Raw genomic sequence first — 23058 nt, 5'->3', positions numbered from 1 at the left:
CAACAAAAAATCGCCAAATCTTTTTAAGGCGATTTTATATTAGTTGCAATGTCCGCCCAGTAGGAATTGAACCTACGACCCTTCGCTTAAGAGGCGATTGCTCTACCAACTGAGCTATGGGCGCAAAAAATATTACACTGTCAGCTAATAGCTTACAGCTTGAGGATACGATACTTTAAAAATCACTTTTATTCAAGGTTTAAAAATTGCTGTGCCCGGAGTGGGAATCGAACCCACATCCCTTTCGAGACACGATTTTAAGTCGTGCGCGTATACCAGTTCCGCCACCCGGGCGATTTTTGGGAAGCGTTAAACGCCTTCCGTAATCACGAGCAGAATCGCCCGCGACTCAAAATTTGTCGTCACAAATTTTGGTCTGGGCACCGGCTCGAAAAATTTTCTGCTGAAAATTTTGTACTCCGCCGTTCGATTCTCCCACGCAAAGCACAATGTGCTTTGCTCGTGGAGGCCACGGCGAGAATCGAACTCGCGCATAGAGATTTTGCAGATCTCCGAATTACCACTTTTCTACGTGGCCTTCAATCAATTAATATTTTAAATCTGACAAAGAGTCGATTTTCTGGCGGTTTTTCTCGCCTAAGTCTATCGCAAAATCAACAAAAGGCAATTTGAAAAGTTTGCTGCCGTGTTTTAGAAAATTCCTAAATTCACTTCGTTTTCTTTTGGCGAAATCGAGCACGCCATTTTCCTTGTCGTTGGGGTAGACAGTGAAAAAAATCGTTACTCGTTTACTTTTTTCTACCAGACGCACACTGGTTACGGTGATGAGGGCACCGCCGGCGGATTCACGTTCAAAAAACTCGGAAGCTTTTTGCTTGATGATTTCTCTATAGCGTTCTTGTTTGATGTCTTCCATGGATTTTATTATTTCTGCGTTATCAAGAAGGCTTCTAAAACGTCACCGGGTGCAATTTCAATTCTCGCTTCAACTTGCGCTCCGAATTCTCGGCCCTCCGCCACCTCACTCGTTTTCACTTTTTGCTGTTGCAGTTCACGGATCCTGCCGGTACCAACCTCCGCTGTTCGGCGAATGATTTTGAATTCATTGCCAACTTTCAAAAGTCCTTCTGTCACTTTGCCTCCGATAATCTGGCGATCTTTGACAATACTAAACATTCGAATGATTTTCGCTTTTCCTTGGATTTCTGTTGTTTCAATTTTTGGTGTTCGCTCGAGCAAGATTACTTGAACGCGTTCTATGAGTTTGTAAATAATAGTGAACATTTCTATAGCTACACCATCTCGCTCTGATAAGTTTTTAGCGGCGGTATCAACTTTTACATTAAAACCAAAAAGACAAGTGCCAGAACTTCCTGCTACAATTTTTAGATCGGATTCGTTGATATCCCCCGTGCCTGACTGAATGACTTTTACATAAATTTTGTCAGTCGCCAGTTTGCTCAATTCATATTTGATAGCTTCCAAAGTTCCTGAGACATCGGCTTTGATCACAACAGGTAACGCGACCCGCTCTTCGATTGTAGCAGTTTTACTTTGAATTGATTTGACTGGAGTAAGTTTCGAATTCTCAAGATATTTTTCAGCTTCTTTTTTTGTGGCAAAAGAGTGAAAAGTTGCGCCGGTTTCTGGCATCAAATCCCATCCGGTGATGACCACAGGCGTTCCCGGCAAGGCTTCCTCAATTTTTTTCCCGGCAAAATTTTCCATCTGCCTTAGAGGGGAGACGGCATTACCTGAGACGACTACCATACCTTTTTTAAGCGTCCCATCTTTTACGATGAGGGTTGCTGAAACACCTCGTTCTTTTGAGCGTGTGGTTTCGAGGATTACTCCTTCAGCAGATTTTTCAGGATGCGCCGAAATATTTTCTACTTCTGCGACAAGCAAAATCATATCGAGAAGCTCCGGTACGCCTTCTCCCGTTTTTCCGGAGACGGGCACGCAAGGAATTTCTCCGCCGTATCCTTCAACATAAATTTCATGTTCCAAAAGACTTTGTTTGGCGCGCTCAATGTTTGCGCCAGGTTTGTCGGTTTTGGTAATGGCAACGATGTAGGGAAGTTTGGCTTCTTTGATAAATTTCAACGCCTCGACAGTTTGAGGTTTGACGCCATCTTCCGCTGAGACAACAAGAATGCCGATGTCAGCTACACGTGCGCCACGTGAACGAATACCCGCAAAGGCCTCGTGTCCGGGAGTATCGATAAAGGTGATTGATTTAATTGTTCCGTCAGCCGATTTTCTTTTTACTTCATAGGCTGAAACGTGTTGAGTGATGCCGCCAGCTTCGCCGTCAGCTACATTTTTGTGTTTGGCTTTTGCGTCGTCTGCGCAACTTTGTCGAATATAATCAAGAAGCGTAGTTTTTCCATGGTCAATATGACCCATGACCGCAATGACCGGAGCACAGGGAAAGGCAGTATTTAGTTTTTCTGGTTTTGCGGTCATTATTTTTTATCGTGATTCTTAGTTTCATACTAAGATTTTATTTACCCGATCGTACCGATTCCTGAGCCATTTTTAGCGATTCTTTTTCTTCTGCGGTTAACTCAAATTCTGAATTTGAATTTTTAATCGGTTTTGCAAATATGCTGACATGATCTCTGGAATACATACTCGAGAGAATAACGCCGTCACCCTTTTCATTGATAAGGCTCGTGGCAAAACTTTGATTCCCGCCGCTGCCGTCTCCTTTGAATGGATTAAATCGAACGGTGCCAACGCCCTGAATACTTTTTCCTACTCTTTTTTCCATCGCTTCAAGGTACGTCGTCACTCCTTTTTTAAAGAGAGTCATTTCTTTGAGGTCCTTTTCGATGAGTGCGATGGACTCCTCAAGGTTCTTTGCTTTGTTGCCGCGCAACAGTTTTCTGAGCCGAATTTCGGTTCGCAGTGCCAGTCCAGCTAAAAGGATTGTCGTTGCTCCAAACCCTATCAAAATTTCTTGCATGTACAACTCCATAGCCTCGGATTATATCTGAGAAATGGGGTTTTGGCAATCGCGTTTTTGAAAAGTTGCTAGTTGTCGATAATTTTTCTAAGATGAAGTTTATGACCAAAAGGATCTATCTAGATTATGCCTCAACAACCCCGCTTGATCCGCGGGTTTTAAAAGCTATGGTTCCATATTTTTCTAAAAAATTTGGCAACCCGAGTTCGATTCATGCTGAAGGTTTGGAGGCAAAAAAAGCGGTTGACGTGGCGCGACTTGGTGTCGCCAGACTTTTGGAAGCCCATGCTGATGAAATAGTGTTTACATCCGGCGGAACAGAATCAAACAACTTGGCGATTTTTGGTGTGGTCAAGGCGCTTGAGGAAACTCGTAGAAAAATTTCTGAAATGCATTTTGTAACGACGGTCATTGAACATAGCTCGGTGCTCGAATGTTTTCGAGAATTGGAAAGCAGGGGAGCGAAAGTGGATTATGTGGAAGTAAAAGAAAATGGCGTCGTGGATCCTCAAGTCATTTTAAATGTGTTACGCAAAGAAACCGTACTTGTATCAGTTGGCTACGCCAACAACGAAATTGGAACGATACAACCCATCCGAGAAATTTCGAAGCTGCTCTCCATTCATAATTCGAAATTCGTAATTCGTAATTCTCCGAATGAAAAAAAGTTTAGAACTTTTTTTCATTCGGATGGAAGCCAGGCTCCGCTTTATCTTGATTGCAAACCAGAACATCTTGGCGTCGATCTTTTGACGCTCGATGGCCACAAGATGTATGGACCGAAAGGTGTTGGTGCCTTGTATCTTCGCCGAGGAACTGCACTTCATTCGATACTGGCTGGAGGTGGGCAGGAAAGAGGTTTACGTTCAACAACCGAAAATGTGCCGGGAATAATCGGATTTGCAAAGGCATTTGAAATTGCTGATTCGATACGTAAAAAGGAATCTGAACGTCTTACTAAATTACGGGATTATTTCTATTCCAATGTTCTGCAGAATATTGGAATAGAAAAAGTGATTGTAAACGGGGATTTAAAATTGCGTTTGCCAAACAACGTGAATATTTCGATTCCCGGATTTGATTCTGAATTCGGAGTTTTAAAATTAGATGCGCTCGGCATTGCTTGTTCTACTAAGAGTAGCTGTCTTGGTTCATCTGGTGGATCTTACGTTGTAGAAGCTTTGGGCGGCAAAAAAGAGCGATCTTTGTCTACGTTGCGATTTACTTTTGGCCGCGAAACAAAAAAATCTGATTTAGACTATCTTTTGAAAGCACTTACAAGAATTATTCAATTCTAGTTTGTGTCGCTTTTTATCTGGAAGCTCCAAGCTAACAGCTCTCAGCTAAAAGCTTCTCCTCCGCCTTGCTTTTTATGTGTCGCTGACATATTATTTTTGCTATGGAATCTCTCACGAAACAGCAAATTGTTTTGCTTACACTTTTAGTCTCGTTCATCACTTCAATTGCGACGGGAATAATTACCGTAGCTCTTATGGATCAAGCGCCGCCGGGCGTTACCCAGACGATCAATCGCGTGGTTGAACACACCATCGAAAAAGTGACTCAGGGTTCAAACCAATCTGCTGCGGTGGTTACCAAAGAAACAGTTGTCGTTAAAGAAGACGATTTGGTAGTGGCTGCGATTGAGAAAAATGTTAAAAGTTTGGTTTCTATAATTGGAATTGTGGGAACGCCTGAAAATTATCGTGAAGTTTTTCTTGGTAACGGTTTAATTCTCGACAAAACAGGGCTCATTGCGACTGATGCTGCGGTTATAAAAAATGTACTTGATGTTAACTTCAATCCAATCCCAGAAAGTTTCAAAGCTACGTTTCCTGATGGCACCACCCTGGCGCTTTCGTTGAATCCTTCAAATGCTCCTGATGCCACAATCGTTTTTCTCAAAGCAATTCTTGACGACAAAACCAAAAACTCAGTTTTCACTCCAGCTGCTATAGCTGACAGTTCGTCGGTAAAATTAGGTCAATCAATTGTTATTCTTGGCGGTGAGAAAATTGCTGTGGCTACAGGTATTGTTTCGAATATTTCTTACGACGGCGCGGTTGGAACAACCACACCATCCAAACAAGAATCTAAAATCTCCACAATCAAAACCGACGCTTCAGTTCCCAACAAAGCGCTCGGTGGCATTTTGGTAAATCTTTCTGGGGATGTTGTAGGCATCCATGTTACTGCAGCTGGCACGCTCGATAACGTATTCCTACCCAGTGCAGTGATTAGTTCTGCAAAAGTAAGTAGCAAGATCTAATTTAATTAAATCGTTCTTTCCAGATATCTATGGAAAAAGATTATAACCATCGAGAAGTTGAACCTCGAATCTATAAAATGTGGGAGGAGGGGAAATATTTCACTCCCAAAATTGACCGCGCAAAAAAACCATTCTCAATATTTCTCGTTCCACCAAACGCGAGCGGCGGAATGCATATTGGGAATGTCTTGATGATTGCTATCCAGGATATTTTGGCGCGTTATCACCGAGCGAAAGGTGAGCCAACCTTGTGGATACCTGGAACAGATCATGGAGGCTACGAGACGCAGGTTACCTTTGAACGTGAGTTAGAAAAAAGAGGCGAGGATAAATCTCAGTACAATAAGCCTGAGCTGTTCGAGAAAATTAAAAATTTTGTTACTGACAACAATGAATTGATAAAAAGTCAGATAAAAGCTTCTGGAGCCAGTGTTGATTGGTCGCGGTTTCGTTTTACTATGGATGAACTTTCGTTACGATCTGTTGGCAAAACATTTCAGAAAATGGTGTCCGATAATCTGATCTATCGGAGAAGCTACATGATCAATTACTGTTCATCGTGCGCGACGGTATTGGCTGACATCGAACTTAAGGAGAATAAAGAAACGACTCCACTATATTTTGTAAAATTTGAAATACAAGACACTGGAGAATTTTTATCCTTAGCAACGACACGTCCAGAGTTTCTTTTTGCAGTCACCCATGTTTTGATTCATCCCGAAGACAAACGGTACGCAAGTCATATTGGAAAAATTTTAAAAAATCCGATCACAGGTGCGTTGGTCAGTGTTGTAGCAAGTAAGAGGAAGTTTGATCCCGAACAACTCGATCAGTTTCTTTCACCTTTTTCTCCGTCATATAAAAAATATGATTACGAATATACTTTGCGTAACTCTATTCCGTCACAAAATTTATTAGATTGGGACGGAAATATGATCGAGCGGTATCCTGGCTTGAAACCACTTGAGGCTCGAGATAGAGAAGTACTTTTTTTGAATGAACGAGGTTTGATTGAAAAAGTTGATGATTCTTATACGGATTCTACTTTTCTATGTAAACGTGGCCACGTTGTTGAGACCATGATTATGCTCACATGGTTTTTAAAGTTGGATGATCAAAAAACTCCGCTCAGAAAACCTGCCACTGAAGCTATTAAAAAGGAAGGTCTCGTTGTGCTTCCAAGATGGAGAGAGAAAGGCTTAATCGAGTGGATGGGGAAAATGCACGATTGGCCTATCGCGCGCCAGAATGTTTGGGGGATTAAAATTCCTATTTGGTACGATGTTTCTGATCCGTCAAAATTTACGGTTTGGTTTAATACGGACACAGGCGAAAAACAGTACGGAAACTTAAAACAATTTTTAGATCAGGGGGTGTCTCTCGAAGAAATTTCACAAGGATTAGAAAGAATTTATGCTTCGGAAGGATCAAGTTGGGTTTTAGAAAAGGAGAACGGGAAATTGTATTTACCTGAAACTGACACGTTTGATACGTGGTTTTCCTCGGGACAATGGAGTGAAATTGTTTTCGGAGATTTGGACTCAGACGATTTTTCTTATTTTTACCCAAGCTATTCAATTGTGATCGGTCACGACTTGCTTCGATTGTCAGTTTCGAGAAAATTATTGTTGAGTCGATACATAAGTGGAAAATTGCCTTTTAAAACAGTCTATCTTCACCGGCTTTTGAAAGGTTTGGACGGACAAAAAATGAGCAAAAGTCTTGGCAATGCCGTTTCTCTTGAATATTATTTAGAAAAATTTGGAGCGGATGTGACGAGGATGGCGCTCGTGTCCTACACCACAATGCAGGAAGATTTTATTTTTTCCGAAGAGCAGCTGGTTTCTTTTCAGGAATTTTCTCAAAGATTGTGGAACGTTGGTTCGATTGTTTCTTTAGCGAGACAATATTCATTAAAATTTTCTGAACAGCTGGAGTTATCAGCTGAAGATAAAAATATTTTGTTGGCCGTCGAAAGGCTTGCTTCTGTCGTCGCCTTACATATTGACGCATTTTCTTTTGCCTTAGCTCAAGAAAAGATTCGTAGCTTTTTTTCAGATTTGGAAAGATACGCACAGGGCATTCAAGAGAAAGCTGAAGTTGAAGTTTCTCTATCAGTATTACAGCATGTTTATGCCGAGTATCTCGTCATCTTGCATCCGTTCATGCCGTTCATGACTGAAGAATTGTATATGAGTTTATATAATCCGACCTCACCACTCGCGATTTCTCCTTGGCCAAAACCAGAATCAAAAGGTGAGCGAGTATAAGTTTTACAAAAGAAAAGAGCGAGTACCGGGGTACTCGCTCAGTTTTGATTTACATCTTGCCGAAACTTTCGACTAGATGACGCGGATGGCTGTGGCCGCCCGCTTGCCGTCCGGTTGGTCCATCCACTTGACGGCGACCTCGCGCATCGGCGGGATGATGGGGAACTGACCCCGGCACCCGACCGGACTGCCGTCGGCACCCATGATTTTGGAAAAGTGCAAAAAACAGATTTTTCCATCCTCACAAAGTGCTGGGCCGTGGCCGATGACGCCGTTGAAAAAGAGCGGCGTTGCCTTCTTCCAACTTTTGGCGACCATCTCCTCGGTGAGCTCGCGCGTTTCGGGGGCCCACGTGGCCTTGACGCATTTGCCGAAGGGGACCAGCGCGCCCCAACGAATCACGAACTGCGACATCTGCTCAGCCAGCTCCGGAAACGTCCTCACGTAATCCGCAGTCGGGTACGCATTCGCGGCGTACAGTGGCATCACCAGCAAGGGGTATTGCCCATGGGCGATGTTTTTTACGCCGAGCGTTTCGGCGCGGGTTTTTGTGGTGCGCACCCACTGCCCGGAGTACTGTTCCTCCACCAGTAACCAGCAAAAGCCGTTGCGCGTGGTGATGGAGATCTCGAGTTGGATGAACTGCCCGCTTTCGGGATTCAGTATGATGAGGTCGAGGTTGTCGCGATGCTTCACGCGGGTGAAGGGCACCCAGTCTCCGTTCTCGCGGTTCTTTTGCCACTGAACCTTCACGGGGAACGGCGCAATCTTGCATATCACCTCATTCGCGAATTGATCGTCCGAGTGAGAATCGGGATCGGCGGCGAATTCAATCACCTTAATATCGCGATGAATGGTTGTGACCGACATCTCGATCTCCAACCAATTGGGCCGGGGAGTAGGACTGTAGACGCGAGCCCAAGAGTCGGGCCCTTCGTGTTGTGGTTCGCCCAATGAGCAATTCTTGACGCCGATGAGGAGTTTGCCGAACAGCGGATGCCGGTACTCAATCTGAGTACGGCTCGTGGTCCAGCTACGGATTTCTTCCGGCTCAGCGGCGTGATCTGCCTCGGCGGCCTCGAAGAGGTCGGCGACGGTGTCGGTGACGCATTCGTCAGCGAGTCCCGGGTGACGAACTCCGCTGGCCTTTAGGGCGCGGAGTTCCTGGTTGGTCTTTACCCGAAGCGTTTCAGTAACAGGCTTCGGTTGCAGTGCGGTTTCGAGCTCAGACAGATTTGCAGTGTTCATGTTAGGAGGTACGGAAGTGGAGCAAGGCTCCGGTGCAGTGGATTTGTGCCTCTGTAATGTCGAGGTTCAAATATCAAAGGTAGAAATTCCTATTTGGCAATCGCCAGTAGGTACCTTTTTTCTGAACAGAAGAATAGCATGATTTTATGGTCACGTCAAGTTTTATCTTGACGTATGCCTGCAAAACGGTGCAATTTTAAGAAATACGAGGTTTTGAGCCATATTTTCCTAAGTTGAGTGACATTTAAATTTATAGTATAATCTCTTTACAATATGAAGTGTTCTAGATGTCACAATCGCTGGTTTTCTTCTCCGATTTTTACTTTCTAACTTTAAAACTTTTAACTTTATAACTTATTTATGCCCCCATTTAACCATTTCACAACTAAAGCCAAAGAAGCCATCAGGCGAGCGCATGAGCTTGCTATTGAACGCGGACAAAATCACGTCAACCCTGTGCATCTTTTAGCGGCGCTGATTTTGCAAGAAGAAAGCATGGTCAATTCCATTTTGGAAAAATTGGAAGTTGATACGGTGCTCATGACCGATTCAATTTTGGAAGCGATTGAGGGTGCTGAAGCTTCGGCTACACTTTCACCGTCGTACCAAATTTATTTGACCCCCGAGTTGGCGCAGACTTTGGAAAATTCTCAGAAGGTGGCGGCGTCTCTTAAAGATGAATTTGTTTCTACCGAACATCTTTTTATCGCCATGCTCGATATTCCCGGCGCGGCACGAGAATTGTTGTCACGTTTTAGGATTGATAAAGCGGATGTCATTCGCGTGTTTGAAGATTTAAAAAATACTCGACCGGCTGACACTGTTGCGCCAAAACGTTTGAAATCAATTCTAAAATATACCAGAAACCTGACTGGGCTCGCGCGAGAAAATAAACTTGATCCAGTCATTGGTAGAGATAATGAAACCTCGAGAATTATTCAAATTCTTTCGAGGCGCACCAAAAATAATCCGATCTTGATCGGTGAAGCCGGCGTAGGAAAAACTGCGATTGCGGAAGGTCTAGCTCTGCGGATGGCATCGGGAGATGTTCCAGAGTCTTTGAAAGATAAAGAGTTGGTTTCTCTTGACCTTGGACTATTGATCGCCGGAACAAAATATCGCGGAGAGTTTGAAGAGCGATTGAAAAATATTATGAAGGAGATTGAAAAGTCTGACGGCAAGATTATTCTTTTCATTGATGAGATTCACACAATTGTCGGAGCGGGAGCAGCGGAAGGTTCGATGGACGCGTCAAACATGTTAAAACCTGCCTTGGCTCGCGGGGAACTTCGCGCGATCGGAGCGACAACTTTGAAGGAGTACCAAAAACATATTGAAAAAGATCCAGCACTCACGAGACGCTTCCAGCCGGTGTATGTGTCCGAACCATCGCTCGAAGATGCTATTGCTATCTTGCGAGGTCTCAAAGAAAAGTATGAGTTGTATCACGGTGTGCACATTACTGACGACGCTATTGTGGCGGCGGTTACATTATCGGCGCGCTATATTACTGATCGATATTTACCTGACAAAGCTGTGGACTTGATTGATGAGTCTGCTTCATCGTTGAAAATTTCATTGGAAAACATGCCGCCGGTTCTCGAGGAGACGCATCGAAAAGTGATGCGACTCGAAATTGAACGAGAGGCGCTAAAGAAAGAGGCGCTAACTTCAAAGAAAGCGAAAACTCGAACCAAGAAAATTGAAAAAGAAATTGCTGATTTGAAAGAAAAAACTTCAGAAATTGAATTGAAGTGGAAGAATGAGAAGGAAACGTTACAGCAAATTAAAGTAATTAAGAAAAGTTTGGAGTCAATGCGTCTCGAGGCTGAGGGTGCTGAGGCGCGAGCTGACCTGTCGAAGGCAGCGGAAATTCGCTATGGAAAAATTCCAGAACTGCAAAAAGATTTGGATATCAAAATAAAAAGATTGAAGAAGTTGCAGACATCGCGAAGAATTCTCAAGGAGGAAATTATGGAGTCGGATATTGCCGAAATTGTGGCCAAGTGGACGGGGATTCCTGTTATGCGCATGCTCGAAGAGGAAGCTTCAAAACTTTCTCGAATGGAAGAGGAAGTTAAAAAAAGAATTGTCGGACAGGATGAAGCGGTGGCGAAAATCTCAGATACCATCAAACGTTCGCGTGCTGGTGTGGCGGACCCCAACAGACCAATTGGCTCATTTATTTTCTTGGGTCCTACGGGCGTTGGAAAAACCGAGCTCACTAAGGCCTTGGCTGAATTTATGTTCAATGATGACAAGGCGCTCATTCGAATTGACATGTCGGAATTTATGGAGAGACATTCGGTCAGTAAACTTATTGGCGCGCCACCGGGTTATGTCGGACATGAAGAAGGTGGAAATTTGACGGAGCTTGTACGACATCGGCCGTATGCGGTGATTCTGTTCGACGAAATTGAAAAAGCTCATCCGGAAGTGTTTAACATTCTTCTGCAAATTTTCGACAACGGTAAGCTGACGGATGCAAAGGGACGTTCGGTGAACTTCCGCAATACCATTATTATTTTGACGTCGAACATCGGCGCTCAGTACATCGACAAAATGGAGCGAATTGGTTTTGCTTCAGGCGAAAATAAAAAAGCTGACTATGAAAGCGCCAAGTCAAAAGTCATGGCAAGCCTCAAAGATTATTTCCGACCGGAATTTCTCAACCGACTCGACGATATTATCGTCTTTGATATTTTGAGTCAGGAAGCGATCAACAAGATTGTGGAAATTCAGGTGGGACATGTCCGTGAGCGACTGGCTGCTAAAAATATTGGACTTGAGGTCACGCCTGCAGTGCTCGAGCACTTGGCGAAAGAGGGATACAACCCGCAGTACGGTGCGCGACCATTAAAGAGAATCATTCAAAATAAAATTCTAACCCCTGTGGCGTCGCAGATTATCGCCCGAACGGTAGGGGACGGCTCTGTGGTGAAAGTTGATATCAAAGATGGCGTGTTTACGTTTGATGTTGAGAAGCCAAAGTCCACAAAGCCGGTAAAGATTGATCTTGTTAAGGATGAAGTTGAGGAGGTGGTGAAGTAAAAGAAAAACGAAGAAAATCAGGCCGGCGCGCACAGCGCGCCGGCCTGATTGCCGTTTAGGTAAAATTTGCTACAATGCCCGAGTAAGAATTTTGTGGATATGCGCAGGTGGCGGAGCGGTCAATCGCAACAGACTGTAAATCTGTCGCCCTATGGGCTACGAAGGTTCGAATCCTTCCCTGCGCACAAAATAATTCCCGAAAGGGAATTTTTTGCTACGCAGGAGTCCGCCTAAACGGCGGACGTGAAGGATTCGAAAAGGTTCTCCCATATTTTCGAGCGATTCTTATCGTGAGAAAATGGGAAACCTGTACTGCCCCTGTAAGGGGAGAAACTCCTTCCTTGCATGTTGTTGAGTCGAGGGAGAAATTCCTTCCCGTATCTTGAATCGCGGGTAAATTTTTACCTAACTTCCACTTTTCCTAATTTCCCTGTATCCTTTTCTTATGAAAGGCCTCGACTTCACCGGCGTTAGCGTTGTCTACTTTTGTCACGATGGCAAGGGTGAATTTGTGATGGCTAAACGAAATCAAAACGCGCGAGATGAAAAAGGCGTATGGGATATTGGAGGCGGCGCACTTGAATTTGGGGAAACCGTTGAACATGCTCTAAAAAAAGAGATTGCAGAAGAATATTGCACTGATGTTTTGCGTTCGGAATTTCTCGGGTTCAGAGATGTTCACCGAGTGCACGACGGTAAAAAGACACATTGGATCGCGCTTGATTTTAAGGTTTTAGTTGATCGGGAAAAAGTCAAAATTGGCGAGCCACACAAGTTTGATGATCTGAATTGGTTTACATTTAAAAATATTCCTGAGAATGTTCACTCACAACTTCCAAATTTCTTTGCAATTTATAAGAAAAAGCTTTTGTAAAAGAAGCTAGACCACTCGTCTTCTCAATGTTTGCGGGATATGAACCATTAAATCGTATGGGATTTTTTCGACTAGTTTTGCGTTATTTTGAATCGAGTTTTTGTCAGAAGGTATTTTGCTAATAACGGTGACGGATGTATTAATGGTAGCGTGTGGAACATTTGTCACATCAATGGTGGCAATGTTCATGCTCACTCGGCCCACAATCGGACAAAAGGTATTTTCTATTTTAACAAAACCGCAATTTGAAAGTTGGCGATCAATACCTTCGTAATATCCTGCGGGAATGGTAGCGATGCGCATATTTTTCGTCGCTTCAAACGTTGCTCCGTAACCGACTTTTTCTCCCCTTTTTAAATCCTTGGCGCCGCTAATCAAAGTTTTCATTTCAAGCACTGGCTGTAAGTCGCTGAAACGCTGATCGGCACTTGGATCAATGCCGTACAATCCAATGCCAAGACGAGCCATGTTCGCATGAATATTTTTTGAATAGGAAAATCCTGCGGTGTTTGAGAGATGAAAGTATTTGATATTTGGAAATTCCTTTTTCCAATCCTCAGTTAGGCTGTTCCAAATTTTAATTTGGTTTTCCGTAAACTCTTTTGTGGTGCTATCAGAATCAGCTAAGTGCGAACAAATTCCGGAAAGGTGTAAAGAACCATTCGCACGAATGAGCGACATCGCTTTTTGGCACTGCTCAGGTGGTATGCCGTGGCGGTGCATGTTGGTATCAATTTTGAGATGAAAATCTGTCGGTGTCTTCAAATTTTTGGAAATTTCTTCGAGTTGCTCGATACTCACGATTGTAAAGGCAACGTTTTTAAGTTTATTTTTTAAAATATTTTCAATGAGCGTATAGCCGATAATAAGAATAGGTGTTCGAATTTTCTCATTTCGTAATATCACCGCTTCGTAGTAGGAATCCACAATTAAAAACGGCAAATTTTGGGTGTCTAAAATTTTGGCAACGAGGGCGAGTCCGTGTCCGTACGCGTTACTTTTCAGTACCGGAGCGATGGCTACACGTGGGTCAATTTTTTGAAAGGTTTGTAAATTTCCCAACAGCCGACTCATGTTTATCGTAATTTCGACAAGTGGAATGTAGGGAAAACGCCAGTGACGCCATTTTTGAAACAGACTTTTTAACATTGAATAATATGATACCATAACGTTTACTCAAGGCATGTTTACCTTCAAAAGCTACAAAATCAATAGGGAGGCGGCGACCGTGCATTTTACGTATGAACTCGTTCACGATGACGAGCAGTTTTCTTTTGTGGAAAAAATATCTTTCGATCCAGCTCGTGCGGATTTCACACGAGCACCTGAAGCCGTTTTGACAGCCGCTTTTGACACGCTGTTCTTGATTTTAGGTATCAGTTACTGGAAACTTTTTTGTTCGAAGGAAATAAAGTTAGAAACCATCAAACTTTCTCCTGAACAGGCCAAGTTTTGGAACACAGTCTATACGAAGGGGTTGGGCGAATTTTTTTATAAAAACAACATTGATTTTCGAGGTCTGGTTAATTTTCCAGTTAGTGACGTACAAAAACAAAAGGTAGAGGTTTTGCCAAAAGTGGGGAAATCTCTTGTGCTCTGGGGCGGCGGTAAGGATTCAATTGTGACGACTGAGTTATTAAAAAGTTGTGGGAAAGAATTTGACCTGTTTTCACTAAATGAATATGAGATTCAGAAAAAAGTTGCAGGGATTGCAGGAAAAAGTCTTTTGATTGTAAGGCGTGAGATTGATCCGCAATTGTTTGAACTTAACCAGCGTACAGATGTTTACAACGGCCATGTACCAATTTCCTGTATCTATTCAACGACGGCTGTTTTGGCTGCACTCCTATATGGCTACGATTCTGTGTTAATTTCAAATGAAGAGAGTGCCAACTATGGCAACATGGAATATTTGGGCGAATACATCAATCACCAGTGGAGTAAATCACATGAGTTTGAAAAAATGCTTCAGCAATATTTGGCGAATTTTGTAACGCCGTCTATTATCTATTTTTCTTTTATCCGCGCATTTCATGAAATAAAAATTGTTGAATTTTTTTCAAAGTATCCACACTATTTTGAAAGTTTTTCCAGTTGTAATAAGAATTTTAAAATTGAGAAAACAGAACACGGGCTCTGGTGTGGCGAGTGTCCAAAGTGCGCGTTTGTTTTTGCTTTGCTCTCAGCGTTTGTGCCGAAGGCAGAAGTTCTAAAGATTTTCGGAAAAAATCTTTTCGCCGAAAAGTCTTTACAGAAAACCTATCGAGAACTTTTGGGGCTCGAGGAGATTAAACCTTTTGATTGCGTTGGAACACCTGAAGAAACCCAATTGGCCTTTTATTTAGCTCGACAAAAAGGTGGCTATGAGGGGGATGTGATTATGCATGAGTTTGTTGCACATTTTGAAAAAGTTTTTCCAGAAATTAAAATGAGTCGCGAAACGTTGCTCGAAAAAAACGCTACTTCATTACTTCCTGCGGATTTTAACCATTGCCTATGAAAATTTCAGAACTGAGAGATAAAAAAATAGCTATTTTAGGTTTTGGAGTCGAAGGGCAGGCGACACTTCGTTTTCTAAAGCATTTTTTTCCTGAAAAAGAAATCGGCATTGTTGATCAGAAAGATGGGCCAGACTATCTTGAAAAATTGAAAGACTACGATCTGGTTGTAAAAACCGCGGGAATTCCTGGAGGAAAAGTTTCGCAGAAATATACTACGGCCACTAATATTTTTTTCGCCAATACGAAATGCAAAGTTGTTGGCGTCACCGGGACTAAAGGTAAAAGTACAACGACTTCTCTTATTTTCGAAATGCTGAAGGTTGATGGCAAAGATGTGAGGCTCGTGGGCAATATTGGGATACCAATGCTCAATGAACTTTTGATTGAAGAGCCTAAAGACAGAATCTATGTTTGTGAATTGTCGAGTTATCAACTCGAAGATTTGCGGCTCTCACCCCATGTTGCGGTTTTCATTAACTTTTTCCCAGATCATTTGGATTACCATGGTGGGCTTGAAAATTATTGGAGTGCTAAGAAAAATATTATTTCTTTTCAAACGGAAAAAGATTATTTTGTCTACAACTCAGATTTTGAAGAGCTAAAGAAGTTGGCAAAAGAAGGGCGAGGTGTGGCGGTGCCTTTCATGGAAAAGTTGCCCTTTGTTTCAGAAATAATTCCGCTTTTGGGGAAGCATAATGTGGATAATGTCCGCGCGGCCGCCGCGGCCGCGCGGATTCTCGGCGTTAATGACGCAGTTATTGAAAAAGCTGTTCGTGAATTTAAACCTCTTCCACACCGACTTGAAAAAGTTGGAACTTTCAAAGGTATTACGTTTTATGATGATGCTATTTCGACGACGCCTGAATCAACCATCGCCGGTATCGAAGCCTTGTCACACGTAGGTACTATTTTTCTTGGCGGAACGGATAGGGGATACAATTTTGATTTGCTAGCGCAGAAAATTTTTGAAAAGGGAATCGGCGCGGTAGTTTTGTTTCCAGAAAGCGGGGCACGAATACTAAAGGCGCTTAAAAAAGTTTCAACTGAAATGGGTTTGAGTGTGCCGAAAATTTTTGCCACTGACGACATGAAAATGGCGTTGGTTTTTGCGTATGATAATACTCCCAAAGGCACTATCTGCCTGCTCTCGACCGCCTCACCAAGCTATAGTTTGTGGAGGAACTTTGAGGAGAAAGGGGAATTATTCCAAAATTTTGTTAAAGAACTAGGTCAGTAACTTTTATTTAGCCATAGAATATATTTGACATCTTGTCAAATTAGTGTATAGTATGGCTTGGTCTGATAAACGCTTGCTGTTCGAGCGTTTTTGATTGGCCTTCGACATTCAATCAGTTAGTCAGTTTACTCAGTTATGAAAATACTCTGTTTCGTTGCGAGCTTGCTCGCCTTCACCGCCACCGCCACGGCCCAAATCGTTGGTCTGCCCACTAGGCAGATGCTGTATGCGGAGGCCGCGGCCGCCGCTCTGGACACTGTCGTCTCCGGAAGCATCCAAGCCTACGGGCCGGCGGTCAAACCCTTCCGGGGTGGTGGGACATTCGCGCACGTCAGCGGTAATCAGGGTGGTGTTGAGGTTTTAAATCACCTTAACATCCAAATTTTAAACTTCCTGATTATCAAACCTGCGGACAACGGCGTCACTATCGACACCGCTCTTCGGGACTGCTTCGGGCGCGCAGTCTTTGACGGCAATCATACCTACCGTCCCGAGTTCAATCCGTGGTCGGGTTGGCAAATGCCGATGCAACAGGGAGAGCTCCGGCTCTCTAGCTTCCGATCCCTCGTGCCAAATTTCGATGGCGGTGGGGGAGGAGGGGGAAATGGTTTTCCAATTAATCCCCCTGAACGGCGAGGGCAGGTGATGCTCGTAAAGCAAAACTTCCCCTCTCACATTCGCGGCGTTGTTGTAAGTTCGGACGAAGGTATTCCAACTGGCGATATCGCTGGGTTCGGGGCGTCGGTCTGGCAAGGCGAAGAAAATTCGCCGCTTCTCACACTCGCACTGTCGCAGGAACGAACACTTGTGCTTCGGGCAACAATGCTCAATCGGCAAGGTGAAATCGTGGCCGTTGCCACAAGTTTCCAGTGGCGGGTGGCGGGAGTGGGAAAAAAGTGGTCAGGCTCGATTCCTCTCGGACCGCCAGACCCGGCACAAGAGGTTTTTAGTTTTCCACAAGGGAACTACTACGTCACCTTTGGGTGGCCGGAGGGGACTTTCCCGAAGTTTAAGCGTGTGGGCCTTTAAAGGAGACGCGTACCAAAGTTTACACCCCGCTCCGATGCAAATCGGAGCGGTTTTTTCTTGTATGGAAAACCAAGCGGAATCCGCCGCGGCGGACAGATTGTCACAGAAAAGTTGCCTTTTTTTCTATTTCTGGTATCCTTCTCCTATTCATATTTTTAGTGCTAAAAACCATTTATGTCCCAAGAACGCTTAATTAAACTGAATTGTTCCAAGTGCAAACGCACCAACTATTGGTCTGAAAAAAATAAGAAGCTTGTTGAGCGTAAAATTGAGCTCAAGAAGTGGTGTAAGTGGTGTAAGAAACATCTTCCTCATAAAGAGGCAAAGAAATAATTCAAAATAGAAATCCGCCTAAACGCGGATTTTTATTTTTAAAAATTTAGAATAGTCTGCTCATTTTGGCGACTCGTCACTTTTGTGCTATATTTCTTTCACGGGAGATTAGTTAAGTGGCATAATAAGCGTCTCCAAAACGCTGGTCGGAGGTCCGATTCCTCCATCTCCCGCATCTATACCAAAGAGCTGTTTACTTGCTAATTCGCGCGAATTAGAAAATAGTAAAATGTATAAACTTGAAAAACAACTTAAGGCAGTTGCAAATAAACGAAGGCTCGCGATTTTAGTTTTTCTTAAGAAGAAAAAAGCAGCTTCAGTGGGTGAGATTTCAGAAAATATCAAACTATCCTTTACGTCTACCTCTAAACATTTACAGATCTTGTACGCGTCAGAGATTCTTGAAAAAGAGCAGGTTCGTTTGCAAATGTTTTACAAAATTTCTAACCCACTACCACCAATTATTAAATATCTTATTTCTATTCTCTAATTCGCGCGAATTAGAGAATAGTATCTGGATACTGAGAAGGAGATTTATTTTATTTGTTGATTAGGAAATTTTTAACTACGCTTTCTATTTTACGTTCGTCGTTCGGCTTAAACCATTGAATTGATTTGTCTCGTTTAAACCACGTCATCTGACGCTTGGCGTAACGCCAGATTTCAGTTTCCAGTTTTTTTAACATTTCAGGTTCAGTCATATCACCCTTGAGATATTTTGCGAGATAGCGATATTCAAGACCCAGCTCATCCATTCTTTCCCACGAGATGCCTTGCTGATGCAAGGATTTTGCTTCCCCAATCATTCCTTCGTCCATTCGTGCGAATAGGCGAATGGTAATTTTCTTTCTCAATTTTTCTGGGGGCAGTGTCAAACCGATTTTGAGAGTTTCGTACAAAGGTTCGACCTTTGTGTCTGAACGGTTAAGATTTAATGGTGGAACTTTTCCGATTGCAGTAGCAATTTCGATAGCTCGGATAATTCGGCGGGAATTTTTAGGGTCGATTGATTTGGCGCGGGCCGGATCGAGTTTCAGAAGCTGTGCAAACAGGGTTTCAGCGGTTTCGGTTTTTAACTTTTCTCGCAAGACTTCATTGGGTGAAACTCTTGGCAGGCTGATGTTTTCGGTTATGGCTTCAATATAAAAGCCAGTGCCTCCGCAGAGGATGGGGAGGTTTCCCCGGGAAAAAATTTCTGAAATTTTTTCCCGGGCCAGCTTTCCAAACTCTTCTACACTAAATCGTGTATCAGGTGTCACCACATCAATGAGGTGATGTGGCACTCCGTCCATTTCTTTTTTTGTGATTTTTCCGGTGCCGATATTTAACCCCGTGTAGACTTGTCGCGAGTCGGCGGAAATTATTTCGCCATGATTTTTTTTAGCTATACTGACAGCCAACGCACTTTTACCTGTAGCGGTTGGGCCGAGAATCACGATGAGTTTGGGGTTCATGGCAAGAAATTAACACGGTGGGCACGATATTACAAACGAAATTTAACGATTAGTTCTCGCATTCGAGGAGAGACTTTTTCCTTACAGGAACAGTACCCCGATTGGTTTTTCTGTTCGCGCAGACGCTCCATAAAAAGCGCAATCGGGCTTCAAGTCTCTCACGGAAGTGTCCCACACTTCCTCTCCACACAATTTCCAAGAAATTGTGCCGGAGGAGAGACTTGAACTCTCATGGGTTTCCCCGTACGATTTTGAGTCGTATGCGTATACCAATTCCGCCACTCCGGCATGAACCTACAGTCTAATAAAATTATGCACAAAAATCAATTTTAGGGCCCAACGTTGTGTGTTATTATATCCGTAAGACTTTTTAAGTTTTCCTTTTAATATTTACATTTTCAATGCCTTCACAATTTTTTAGCGATTCAATTTTCTGGATAGACGTCACTAAAATTTATCCAAATCCATATCAGCCGCGACATGAATTCGATGAAGCCAAACTTCGCGATTTAGCTGATTCGATAAAAATGTATGGCGTACTTCAACCGCTTGTGGTTACTCGGCATGAAAAAATGAAAGAGGAAGGAGGGCTTTTGGTTGAGTACGAATTGATTTCAGGTGAGCGAAGATTACGTGCGTCGAAGTTAGCGGGGCTTGATCAGGTCCCAGTTATTATTCGTTCGAGTGAACAGACAGACCGTGAGAAGTTGGAGCTTGCCATCATTGAAAATTTACAACGTGAAGACTTAAATGCTGTTGATCGGGCACGGGCTTTTCAGAGATTGGCTACTGAATTTAAATTTAAGCACAACGAAATTGGTGACAAGGTAGGGAAGAGCCGTGTCTATGTTTCAAATACTTTGAGAATTCTGGCGCTACCAGAAGAGATGCTCAATGCGCTTTCCGAAGGTAAAATTTCTGAAGGACATACGCGACCACTCCTTATGCTTGAAGGCCGGCCGGAAGAACAACTCACTCTTTTTAAGGAAGTCTTAATCAAAAAAATAACGGTTCGAGAGGCCGAACAAATTGCTCGCAAAATCGCGCTCGATAAAGTTCGCAAACACAATGCCGATGTTGATCCTGAACTTTTGGCGCTTGAAGCTAAATTGAAGGAGTCGTTGGGAACTCGAGTGAGGATTGAAAAAAAAGAAGTTGGCGGCAAGATCACTATTGATTTCTTTTCCGACGAAGACCTCAATGTTATTGTTGACTTGATGAATTCTAAAAATCTTGCGGTCAAGGCTTTGTTGGCATCTCCTGATGGTTCTGAAGCGGTTCCGCCAAACTCGGAAATTCCACTTGACGATAGAAGTAAGGAGGAAATTAAAGCGGAGGAGGAAGATGAAAGTCTATATTCCCTCAAAAACTTTAGCCTCTAAAACCTCGGGAATCAGCGCACTTCTTCGTTGCTTCACAATTTTGCTCCTGCAACGTTGATTCTGTCGGAATCATGTCGCGTACCGTCCATTGAAACGCGACCTACGTTTTAGTCGCAAAATCGCTCGCGCCTCGAATTGCATCTGATTCCCGAGGTTTTTCTGGATTGATAGTATTTACTTCTTCTCCGACTCAAGATAGTCCTTTATTTTCTTTTTTGCTAGCGCAGTTTTCGCCACCTCAAGCCACTTGAGACTTGGGCGAGAACTTTGTTTTGTAACAACTTCCACAATATCGCCATTTTTCAATATGGTTTCTATCGAGACCAATTTTCCATTGACCTTGGCTCCCGAAATGTGATCACCGATGTCGGAATGGACAGCGTAGGCAAAATCGATAGTGCTCGAATCAAGTGGCAAGTCGATCACGTCACCTTTTGGTGTGAAGGTGAATACGCGATCGCCGAAAAAGTCAGTTTTTAAATCTTCTACGAGATTGTCTGTGCCCGCTACTTCTTTATTGTATTCTCCCAATTCTCGAATCCATGACGGAACGATTTTTTCCGGATTTTGCTGTTCATTTTTGATTTCGTTGTTGGTTAAAATAAACGAAGGGAAAAATTTCTTAACCCAGGAAATACTGCCGAAGTTTGGTTTTGGGTTGTTGATAATTTCTTTGTATTCAAAGTGCATACCGTATTCAGTTTTGCGGTGCATTTCTTCAGTTCGGATCTGCACTTCAAGAATGCCACCGTCGCCGGTGAAGATGGTGGTGTGAATGCCTCGATAATTGTTTGATTTTGGCAGAGCGATGTAATCCTTGATACGCCCGGGTAGCGGTCTCCAAATGCTATGGATGAGACCGAGAACGGCATAACAATCGCTCACGGTCGGCACGATAATTCTTAGTGCTGAAATGTCGTAAATTTTTTCTATGTCCCATTCTTTGCGAAGTAATTTTCGGTAGAGACTGTAGAGACCCTTCAGTCGGTAACTGGTTTTGACGTTTCGCATTCCCGCCAAGGCAAGTTGACTCATTATCGATTTATGAAATTTTTCCAAGTGGCGCACTTTTTCGTGGCTTTTGGTTTTCAATAATTTTTTTACCTTTTCATATTCTTCCGGTTTAACATGCGGAAATGCCAAATCTTCCAATTCTCGGTTGATTTTTCTGATGCCGATGCGGTAGGCAAGTGGAGCGTAGATTTCGAGAGTTTCGAGTGAGATGCGATCACGTTTTTCCTTTGGAAGTACCTCAATCGATTTCATGTTATGCAGTCGATCGGCAAGTTTGATGATGAGCACACGAACATCTTTCGACATGGCGACGCAAAGTTTTCTCAAACTTTCAATGTAACGTTCGCTACCGCTGTAATGGAGTTTTCCAAGTTTGGTGACGCCTTCAACTAAAAATCGAATTTCTTTTCCAAATTTTTCTTCAATTGTTTCCGGTGTGACATTAACGTCTTCAATAGAATCATGGAGCAGTCCCGCAGAAATCGTAATGGCTCCCATGCCGAGCTCAGCAAGTGTTTTCGCGGTTTCAAAAAGATGGTCAAAATAGGGTTCGCCGGTGATGCGTCTTTGGCTTGCATGAACCGTTTCAGCAAAAACATACGCTTTAGTAATGAGCGCAATATCAGCAGGGGCGGGGTTTTGCATTAAGCTGGTTATTTCCTTAATAGTTGCCATGATTTTATGCTACTCCAATACGTAGGGTCTAGCAACTTTTGAAAAAGAAAAGTGGCATTTCGATGAGAATCGAAATGCCACAACACCTTCAATTTTTGCCGTTTCTTGCCAGCTCCGCCGCTCGTTCGCAGAGCCCTCTCGTTGTGGTCGGGTAGAGAGGGAAAAAGAAGGTTTTTGCATCTTGTTTAAAACCGCGAGGCGGACCAGCTTCGACGTTGTAAACGAGAACAGGTAACCCTGGGTGTTTTCTCCGAATTTCTTTTATCAACAGAATCACCGTCTTCGATCCGTCTGCCGTTTCTCCTTCTGGAAAGGCGTGCGCATTTGGAATTGCGGCGCTCACGATAAGAAGGTCAGGCTGTTCTTGCTGTAGATGGACGAGCACTGCAATTGCGGTTGGGGCACATTGGAGTGTAAACATACTTGAAAGCCTGTTCAACATTTCGCCATGGTTACTGACATGTTGCTCTGCAAGGAGCACCCGGCGTCTTTCTTCGCGGACGATTAATGGCTGATTCATTTTTTCCTTCCGACCTACGCAACTCGAACGAATGATGTCGCAAAAGTTTAGTTGGTCTTGTTCTAGCTCAAACTAAAATACCACTTTTGAAAGTTTAGTCAAATTTTTGAGATATCCACACCTCAATTGCTTTTTTTAATACTCTTGGTACACTCAATTTATGATAGTTTCGATGTCAATGACAAGCACTAAGACTAAGACCTTCCTTCGAGGGCTTCTTTTTGCGATTGACTTCTAACTACACTTCTCAGAATCGATAACAAAAAGTA

19 protein-coding genes and 6 tRNA genes are annotated in these 23058 nt (G+C 43.2%); 13 read left to right on the top strand and 12 right to left on the bottom strand.

Annotated features, from left to right (window positions below):
* Window positions 1–51 precede the first annotated feature (51 nt).
* From V4467_00570 to V4467_00545, 6 genes are all read right to left on the bottom strand, one after another.
* Window positions 52–124, bottom strand: a tRNA-Lys gene (locus V4467_00570).
* An 88-nt stretch (window positions 125–212) separates the two neighbouring features.
* A tRNA-Leu gene (locus V4467_00565) sits at window positions 213–294 on the bottom strand.
* Window positions 295–463: 169 nt separating this feature from the next.
* Window positions 464–538: transfer RNA gene (locus V4467_00560), tRNA-Cys, on the bottom strand.
* Between the two features lie 9 nt (window positions 539–547).
* Window positions 548–877 carry a ribosome-binding factor A gene (locus V4467_00555; GenBank protein ID MES2087466.1) on the bottom strand — a complete coding sequence of 110 codons (330 nt, stop codon included), beginning with the start codon at window positions 875–877 and terminating at the stop codon, window positions 548–550.
* 8 nt (window positions 878–885) lie between these two features.
* Entirely contained in the window at window positions 886–2430 is a 1545-nt protein-coding gene (infB, locus tag V4467_00550) for a translation initiation factor IF-2 (protein ID MES2087465.1), read from the bottom strand.
* 37 nt (window positions 2431–2467) lie between these two features.
* Window positions 2468–2944: a DUF4446 family protein gene (locus V4467_00545; protein ID MES2087464.1), complete on the bottom strand. Its 477-nt coding sequence runs from the start codon at window positions 2942–2944 to the stop codon at window positions 2468–2470.
* A gap of 89 nt (window positions 2945–3033) precedes the next feature.
* On the opposite strand from V4467_00545, the gene V4467_00540 reads away from it, so the two are divergent.
* The 3 genes from V4467_00540 to V4467_00530 all read left to right on the top strand — a co-directional run bounded on the left by V4467_00540 (window position 3034) and on the right by V4467_00530 (window position 7471).
* Window positions 3034–4230, top strand: coding sequence for a cysteine desulfurase family protein (locus V4467_00540; GenBank protein MES2087463.1), 1197 nt, complete (start codon window positions 3034–3036; stop codon window positions 4228–4230).
* A gap of 101 nt (window positions 4231–4331) precedes the next feature.
* On the top strand, window positions 4332–5201 hold the full coding sequence (locus V4467_00535; protein MES2087462.1) for a serine protease: 870 nt from the start codon (window positions 4332–4334) through the stop codon (window positions 5199–5201).
* 29 nt (window positions 5202–5230) lie between these two features.
* The gene (locus V4467_00530; protein ID MES2087461.1) at window positions 5231–7471 is read left to right on the top strand and encodes a class I tRNA ligase family protein; all 2241 of its coding nucleotides are present in this window, start codon (window positions 5231–5233) and stop codon (window positions 7469–7471) included.
* Between the two features lie 72 nt (window positions 7472–7543).
* Here the strand turns inward: V4467_00530 and V4467_00525 are convergent, their stop codons facing one another.
* Window positions 7544–8719, bottom strand: coding sequence for a hypothetical protein (locus V4467_00525; GenBank protein ID MES2087460.1), 1176 nt, complete (start codon window positions 8717–8719; stop codon window positions 7544–7546).
* A gap of 360 nt (window positions 8720–9079) precedes the next feature.
* On the opposite strand from V4467_00525, the gene V4467_00520 reads away from it, so the two are divergent.
* The 3 genes from V4467_00520 (at window position 9080) to V4467_00510 (ending at window position 12644) form a co-directional block, all read left to right on the top strand.
* Window positions 9080–11770: an AAA family ATPase gene (locus V4467_00520; GenBank protein ID MES2087459.1), complete on the top strand. Its 2691-nt coding sequence runs from the start codon at window positions 9080–9082 to the stop codon at window positions 11768–11770.
* Window positions 11771–11871: 101 nt separating this feature from the next.
* Window positions 11872–11955 (top strand) — tRNA-Tyr (locus tag V4467_00515).
* A 260-nt stretch (window positions 11956–12215) separates the two neighbouring features.
* A complete protein-coding gene (locus V4467_00510; GenBank protein MES2087458.1) occupies window positions 12216–12644 on the top strand; it encodes an NUDIX domain-containing protein in 429 nt (142 codons plus the stop codon).
* 6 nt (window positions 12645–12650) lie between these two features.
* Here V4467_00510 and alr read toward each other — a convergent pair whose 3' ends face one another.
* Window positions 12651–13793: an alanine racemase gene (gene alr, locus V4467_00505; GenBank protein ID MES2087457.1), complete on the bottom strand. Its 1143-nt coding sequence runs from the start codon at window positions 13791–13793 to the stop codon at window positions 12651–12653.
* 34 nt (window positions 13794–13827) lie between these two features.
* Between alr and V4467_00500 the strand changes: the two genes are divergently transcribed.
* From V4467_00500 to V4467_00475, 6 genes are all read left to right on the top strand, one after another.
* Window positions 13828–15144, top strand: a complete 1317-nt coding sequence (locus V4467_00500; protein MES2087456.1) for a hypothetical protein — start codon at window positions 13828–13830, stop codon at window positions 15142–15144.
* Window positions 15141–16382: a UDP-N-acetylmuramoyl-L-alanine--D-glutamate ligase gene (gene murD / locus V4467_00495; GenBank protein MES2087455.1), complete on the top strand. Its 1242-nt coding sequence runs from the start codon at window positions 15141–15143 to the stop codon at window positions 16380–16382. The genes V4467_00500 and murD overlap by 4 nt, the downstream gene beginning before the upstream one ends.
* 135 nt (window positions 16383–16517) lie before the next feature.
* A complete protein-coding gene (locus V4467_00490; GenBank protein ID MES2087454.1) occupies window positions 16518–17411 on the top strand; it encodes a hypothetical protein in 894 nt (297 codons plus the stop codon).
* 174 nt (window positions 17412–17585) lie between these two features.
* On the top strand, window positions 17586–17744 hold the full coding sequence (gene rpmG, locus V4467_00485; protein MES2087453.1) for a 50S ribosomal protein L33: 159 nt from the start codon (window positions 17586–17588) through the stop codon (window positions 17742–17744).
* 102 nt (window positions 17745–17846) lie between these two features.
* A tRNA-Trp gene (locus tag V4467_00480) sits at window positions 17847–17917 on the top strand.
* Between the two features lie 56 nt (window positions 17918–17973).
* Window positions 17974–18234 carry a winged helix-turn-helix domain-containing protein gene (locus V4467_00475; protein MES2087452.1) on the top strand — a complete coding sequence of 87 codons (261 nt, stop codon included), beginning with the start codon at window positions 17974–17976 and terminating at the stop codon, window positions 18232–18234.
* Window positions 18235–18283: 49 nt separating this feature from the next.
* Here V4467_00475 and miaA read toward each other — a convergent pair whose 3' ends face one another.
* Both miaA and V4467_00465 read right to left on the bottom strand, forming a co-directional pair.
* Window positions 18284–19198: a tRNA (adenosine(37)-N6)-dimethylallyltransferase MiaA gene (gene miaA, locus V4467_00470; protein ID MES2087451.1), complete on the bottom strand. Its 915-nt coding sequence runs from the start codon at window positions 19196–19198 to the stop codon at window positions 18284–18286.
* 206 nt (window positions 19199–19404) lie between these two features.
* Window positions 19405–19486: transfer RNA gene (locus tag V4467_00465), tRNA-Leu, on the bottom strand.
* A gap of 113 nt (window positions 19487–19599) precedes the next feature.
* Between V4467_00465 and V4467_00460 the strand changes: the two genes are divergently transcribed.
* Window positions 19600–20580, top strand: coding sequence for a ParB/RepB/Spo0J family partition protein (locus V4467_00460; GenBank protein MES2087450.1), 981 nt, complete (start codon window positions 19600–19602; stop codon window positions 20578–20580).
* A gap of 174 nt (window positions 20581–20754) precedes the next feature.
* On the opposite strand, the gene V4467_00455 is transcribed toward V4467_00460, so the two are convergent.
* Together V4467_00455 and V4467_00450 are read right to left on the bottom strand one after the other, a co-directional pair.
* On the bottom strand, window positions 20755–22269 hold the full coding sequence (locus tag V4467_00455; GenBank protein ID MES2087449.1) for a RelA/SpoT family protein: 1515 nt from the start codon (window positions 22267–22269) through the stop codon (window positions 20755–20757).
* A gap of 88 nt (window positions 22270–22357) precedes the next feature.
* The gene (locus V4467_00450) at window positions 22358–22789 is read right to left on the bottom strand and encodes a hypothetical protein (GenBank protein ID MES2087448.1); all 432 of its coding nucleotides are present in this window, start codon (window positions 22787–22789) and stop codon (window positions 22358–22360) included.
* Window positions 22790–23058: the final 269 nt, after the last annotated feature.

It is taken from the genome of Patescibacteria group bacterium, assembly GCA_040390045.1.
In the GTDB taxonomy this organism is placed as follows: Bacteria; Patescibacteriota; Minisyncoccia; order Phycocordibacterales; family SIBU01; genus SIBU01.
This window is presented reverse-complemented; position numbering and strand designations above follow the sequence as displayed.